The sequence below is a fragment of the Flavobacterium sp. genome, assembly GCF_049590715.1.
Classification (GTDB): Bacteria; Bacteroidota; Bacteroidia; order Flavobacteriales; family Flavobacteriaceae; genus Flavobacterium.
In genome coordinates, this window is record NZ_JBAWDL010000153.1 from 1 (window position 1) to 4926 (window position 4926).

Genomic DNA, 4926 nt, shown 5'->3' on the forward strand with positions numbered 1-4926 from the left:
CTGTTTTGAAAAAAGAATATGGTGAGAAATTAAGCCGAGTTTTACCAGAAGGGGAAAAAGTAAATTTAGTTCCTTATGGCAATCATGCTCGTGGTGCTAAGTTTGTTGACGGAAGCCAGTGGGTCACTCCTGATTTAGAGAAAGCAATTAATGCGATTTGTGTGCAAGTACCAGGTTTCTTTTTTGGAAGATTGGATGTAATGTATCAGTCTTTGGAAGAATTGGAACAAGGAAAAAACTTTTCGATAGTGGAACTAAATGGTGCTGCGAGTGAACCGACGCATATTTATGATCCTAAGCATTCGTTGTTTTTTGCATGGAAAGAATTAGCTAGACATATAACGTATATGTATCGAATAAGCGTGATGAATAACGAGTTAGGTTTTGCCTTTTTGCCCTATAAAGAAGGAATGAAAGAGATGCGTTTGCATTTTGAACAAAGTGCTAAAATCATCAATTTTTAATATATGAAGATATTAAAAAATATAGTGATAGGTTTTATCGTGAGTTTTCTGGGTTCATTGCCTTTTGGGTATTTGAATTTTGTAGGACTCGAAATTTATTCAAAATCAGGAATTGAGTCGCTCGTGTTTTTTATTTTAGGAATCATTTTGGTCGAAGCTTTTGTGATTTACTTTACGCTTATTTTTGCAAATAAGTTGGTGAATAATAAAAGGCTAATGAAATGGATTGATGTTTTTGGTGTCTTCTTTTTATTGATTATTGGGTATTCATTCTATAATCACGCATCAGAATCTATGAGAGATTCCTCGGTTTTAGATCAATATATAACGTACTCTACTTTTTTAATTGGGGTTGTTTTAAATTGTTTTAATTTTTTACAACTGCCTTTTTGGACTGCTTGGAATCTATATTTGATAAACGAAAGATATATTGTCACGAGAGGTAAATTAAAATTTTATTATCTCTTTGGGACTTTGGTAGGTATTTTTATGGGAATGCTAGCTGTCATCTATTTTTTGAATACGTTGACCACAAAGATTGGTTTTCTGACCAAGTACCTCATGCCAGTGATTATTCCTGTCTTCTTTTTGATTTTAGCTGTTTTTCAATTACGCAAAGTAATTAATAAGCATTTTTCAAGAAATGAAATAAGAGTGTAGTCTTTTTTTTTGAACTATTTGTTGGAATACTATAATTACTGCTCCGTAAATAGGCTCAGTTCCTTGATTTTATTTATTTTTGTTTTCCAATGGAAAAGAAACAGTTTTTGTAAAATCTTTTCGATTAAATGACTTATGAAAAATATAATAATTACTGGAACCAGTAGAGGAATAGGATACGAATTAGCATTACAATTTGCTAATGCAGGTCACCAGGTTTTGGCGCTTTCAAGAAAAACACCACGAATCTTAATTGAGCATAAAAACATAACCTGTTTTTCTGTTGATTTGTCAACAGAAGATGATTTAGAAAAAGTCGAAGATTTTATTTCGTCATCATGGAAACATATCGATGCTATTATTCATAATGCAGGAATCTTAATTTGCAAACCATTTGAAACGCTAACGCAAACTGATTTTGAAAATGTATACAAAGTGAATGTTTTTGCTGTAGCAAATTTGACTCGAATTTGTATTCCGTTTTTGCAAAAAGGAAGCCATGTAGTTACCATCAGCTCGATGGGTGGTGTTCAAGGAAGCTTAAAATTTGCTGGTTTAGCAGCATATAGTTCAAGTAAAGGTGCTGTGATTACACTTTCTGAATTATTAGCCGAAGAATACAAAGAACGTGGCATTGCTTTTAATGTGTTAGCACTTGGAGCAGTTCAAACGGAAATGTTACAAGAAGCTTTCCCTGGATATCAGGCGCCTATTTCTGCTGAAGAAATGGCAAATTATATTTATGATTTTACTTTAACAGGGAATAAATATTTTAACGGAAAAGTAATCCAAGTATCATCTTCAAATCCATAAAACCTATAAACATGATTTATATTACTATGTTTATTTTTGTAAAAGAAGGGCAAGAAGCCGTTTTTCATGAGTTTGAGGAATGCGCACTTCCATTACTTGATGATTATAATGGAAAACTAATTTATAGGGTGCGACCTTCGCAAGAAGCGTTTATTTCGAATGAAGAAAAACAACCTTATGAAATACATTTTATTTCTTTTGCTTCCGAAAAAGATTTTTTGAATTTTGGAAAAGACGAAAGAAGAAATGCTTTTATGCATTTGAGAACTGAATCTATTGAGTCTGTTTTTATGACAAAAGGGTTGAAATTGTAAATAAAAATTAATTTTGTCAGATACACTATCTAAATATATTCCTGAATACGCAGTCAATCCCATTTTTGATTTGATTGTGACTCATGGCGTGCATTTGAAAATCGTCAACGAACGCGCCACACGTCACGGTGATTACCGAAAAGGTTTGAGCGGAAAACATGAAATCACGGTTAATGGCAGTTTGAATAAATACCGTTTTTTGGTTACGCTCATTCATGAAATTGCCCATTTAGTAGCTTTCGAAAAATATGGGCGTAATATTAAGCCTCATGGAATCGAGTGGAAACATACTTTTCAGCAATTGATGGTACCGTATATTCGTCCAGAGATTTTTCCCAATCAGTTGTTGCCATTGTTAGCGAGGCATTTTCGCAATCCTAGCGCCAGCAGTGATACAGACACTACTTTATCATTGGCACTAAAACAATTTGATGCGCCAACAGATAAAAATTATATTTTTGAAATTCCTTACGGCAGTGTCTTTCGCATCAAAAACGGAAAAATTTTTAAAAAAATAGCCGTTAGAACCAAGCGTTTTGAATGTGTCGAAATGGATTCAGGCAAAACCTACCTTTTCAATCCAAATGCCGAAGTAGAAATAATCAAAAATTAAAAATTTTTAGTTCCCTTTTAAATGCGCTTCTCTTACTTTTTTAAATAAATTAGATGAATATACAAATGCAGTTACTGCTTCATTATCTGTATAGAAAATTTCATCTTTATTTCCTTGCCATTCTTTTAAACCATCTTTTAGGAAAAGAATATTATCTCCAATTTCCATTACAGAGTTCATATCATGCGTATTAATCACGGTTGTGATATCATATTCTTCCGTAATTTCCTTGATGAGGTTGTCAATAAGGATTGAAGTGTTTGGGTCTAAACCAGAGTTGGGCTCATCACAAAAAAGATATTTTGGTTTGTTTACAATAGCCCTTGCGATAGCAACCCTTTTTTGCATTCCTCCTGATATTTCCGAAGGTAGTTTGTTGTGTGCATCGGTTAAATTTACTCTTTCAAGAACAAAATCAACACGTTCCTTATTTTGAGCTTTGTTGTTTTTGGTAAACATTTTCAGAGGGAAAGCAACGTTTTCAGCGACTGTCATTGAATCAAACAACGCACTCCCTTGAAAAACCATTCCAATTTCTGTACGCAAATCTCTTTTTTCATCTGGCTCTAACTCAGAATACACTCTGCCATCAAAGATAATTTGTCCTGATTCAGGTGTATGAATCCCTAAAAGACTTTTAAGTAAAACTGTCTTACCCGAGCCACTTTGCCCAATAATTAAGTTCGTTTTCCCCGTTTCAAAAACGGTTGAGATTCCTTTTAGGATTTTATTTTCACCAAATGATTTTTCTATGTTTTTTACTTCTATCATGCGCCAAGTAATAATTGGGTTAGAATATAATTGAATAATATAATACAAACCGAAGTCCATACAAAGGAAACCGTACTGGCCTTACCTACTTCTAGAGCTCCGCCTTTCATATAATAACCGTGAAAAGAAGGAATTGTAGCGAGTAAAAGGGCGAAAATAAGGGTTTTTATAAAAGCATACGTTACATGAAATGGAATAAACTGCATTTGCGCTCCAGTAATAAAATCGGATGCAGTGGTAAATCCACCATACACACCTGCAACCCATCCGCCAAGAATTCCTAAAAACATACTAATACAAATCACAAAAGGGTACAATAGTAAAGCAATGATTTTAGGGAAAACTAAATAGTTTAAAGAGTTTACACCCATTACTTCCAAAGCGTCAATTTGTTCGGTAACACGCATGGTTCCAATACTTGATGTGATAAAAGACCCCATTTTCCCAGCCATAATGACGGAGATAAATGTAGGTGCAAATTCTAAAATGATGGATTGTCTAGTAGCAAAACCAATCAAGTATTTTGGAATTAAAGGACTAGTTAAGTTTAAAGCCGTTTGAATCGAAACAACCCCCCCAACAAAGAAAGAGATGAAGGCTACAATACCAAGGGAATCAATGATTAAGTCGTCTATTTCTTTAAAGATGAGGTTTCGCATCACAGACCATTTGGTTTGTTTGTTGAAAATTTCTTTTAGCATCAAGAAATAGCGTCCTATTTGGGATAAGTATCGAATGAGCATCATAGTTGTTAAATATTGTCAAAAATAGTTATAAGTTATGAGTTATGTGTTATGAGTGGTTGCTTTTTCAAATAACCAAATTAACCAAATAACTTTTGTTTCATTTTTTTTAAACGGTATTTACGAATAAATTCAGCTTGTTCGGTGGTAACTAATAAAGGAGTTTTCGAGGCTTTAGCTCTCAGGAAACCTTGAATGTAATCTATAAAGAGTAATGGTTTTCCTTTGCGCATAGCCAGTTTTAATGAAGCGATGGAGGTAATTACAAAGCCATAGCCTAGTGTGTAAAACGCTTCTCCTTGTTTGTAACGAGCTGTTTTATTGTAATTAGCTCCTGTAGGTTTAAGGTGTTTTACAATTAAAGATTCATTAGTAACAACTTTCCAATGATAAAATTTACACAACAATTCATCTACGGTGTCCCATCCCATAGCCGGTTTTAGATTGCCTATTTGTTCAAAACAAGCTTTTCTATACGCTTTGAAGGCACCACGAATATGATCTTTATCGGTTAGGTTTTCTAGAATCCATTCGCCATTTTTTTCGAT

6 protein-coding genes and 2 pseudogenes are annotated in these 4926 nt (G+C 33.7%); 5 read left to right on the forward strand and 3 right to left on the reverse strand.

Going from position 1 to position 4926, the window contains the following annotated elements; translation table 11 throughout:
• The 5 genes and pseudogenes from WBQ70_RS06945 to WBQ70_RS06965 form a co-directional block, all read left to right on the forward strand.
• Positions 1-464: pseudogene (locus tag WBQ70_RS06945) on the forward strand (D-alanine--D-alanine ligase); the annotation flags it as partial.
• 3 nt (positions 465-467) lie between these two features.
• A complete protein-coding gene (locus WBQ70_RS06950; RefSeq protein WP_423912160.1) occupies positions 468-1124 on the forward strand; it encodes a LysE family transporter in 657 nt (218 codons plus the stop codon).
• 135 nt (positions 1125-1259) lie between these two features.
• A complete protein-coding gene (locus WBQ70_RS06955) occupies positions 1260-1937 on the forward strand; it encodes an SDR family NAD(P)-dependent oxidoreductase (RefSeq protein ID WP_423912162.1) in 678 nt (225 codons plus the stop codon).
• An 11-nt stretch (positions 1938-1948) separates the two neighbouring features.
• The gene (locus WBQ70_RS06960; RefSeq protein ID WP_423912163.1) at positions 1949-2251 is read left to right on the forward strand and encodes a hypothetical protein; all 303 of its coding nucleotides are present in this window, start codon (positions 1949-1951) and stop codon (positions 2249-2251) included.
• 13 nt (positions 2252-2264) lie between these two features.
• Complete coding sequence (locus WBQ70_RS06965) at positions 2265-2864, forward strand: SprT-like domain-containing protein (RefSeq protein WP_423912166.1); 600 nt, start codon at positions 2265-2267, stop codon at positions 2862-2864.
• 6 nt (positions 2865-2870) lie between these two features.
• Here WBQ70_RS06965 and WBQ70_RS06970 read toward each other — a convergent pair whose 3' ends face one another.
• From WBQ70_RS06970 to WBQ70_RS06980, 3 genes and pseudogenes are all read right to left on the reverse strand, one after another.
• The gene (locus tag WBQ70_RS06970) at positions 2871-3635 is read right to left on the reverse strand and encodes an ABC transporter ATP-binding protein (protein ID WP_423912168.1); all 765 of its coding nucleotides are present in this window, start codon (positions 3633-3635) and stop codon (positions 2871-2873) included.
• Positions 3632-4381 carry an MlaE family ABC transporter permease gene (locus WBQ70_RS06975; RefSeq protein WP_423912170.1) on the reverse strand — a complete coding sequence of 250 codons (750 nt, stop codon included), beginning with the start codon at positions 4379-4381 and terminating at the stop codon, positions 3632-3634. The genes WBQ70_RS06970 and WBQ70_RS06975 overlap by 4 nt, the downstream gene beginning before the upstream one ends.
• A 77-nt stretch (positions 4382-4458) precedes the next feature.
• A pseudogene (locus WBQ70_RS06980) lies at positions 4459-4926 on the reverse strand (glycosyltransferase family 2 protein); the annotation flags it as partial.

Bases quoted from the DNA above. Each gene is read 5' to 3' on its own strand.
- WBQ70_RS06950 (WP_423912160.1), top strand. From the start codon at position 468: ATGAAGATATTAAAAAATATAGTGATAGGTTTTATCGTGAGTTTTCTG.
- WBQ70_RS06955 (WP_423912162.1), top strand. From the start codon at position 1,260: ATGAAAAATATAATAATTACTGGAACCAGTAGAGGAATAGGATACGAA.
- WBQ70_RS06960 (WP_423912163.1), top strand. From the start codon at position 1,949: ATGATTTATATTACTATGTTTATTTTTGTAAAAGAAGGGCAAGAAGCC.
- WBQ70_RS06970 (WP_423912168.1), bottom strand. From the start codon at position 3,635: ATGATAGAAGTAAAAAACATAGAAAAATCATTTGGTGAAAATAAAATC.
- WBQ70_RS06975 (WP_423912170.1), bottom strand. From the start codon at position 4,381: ATGATGCTCATTCGATACTTATCCCAAATAGGACGCTATTTCTTGATG.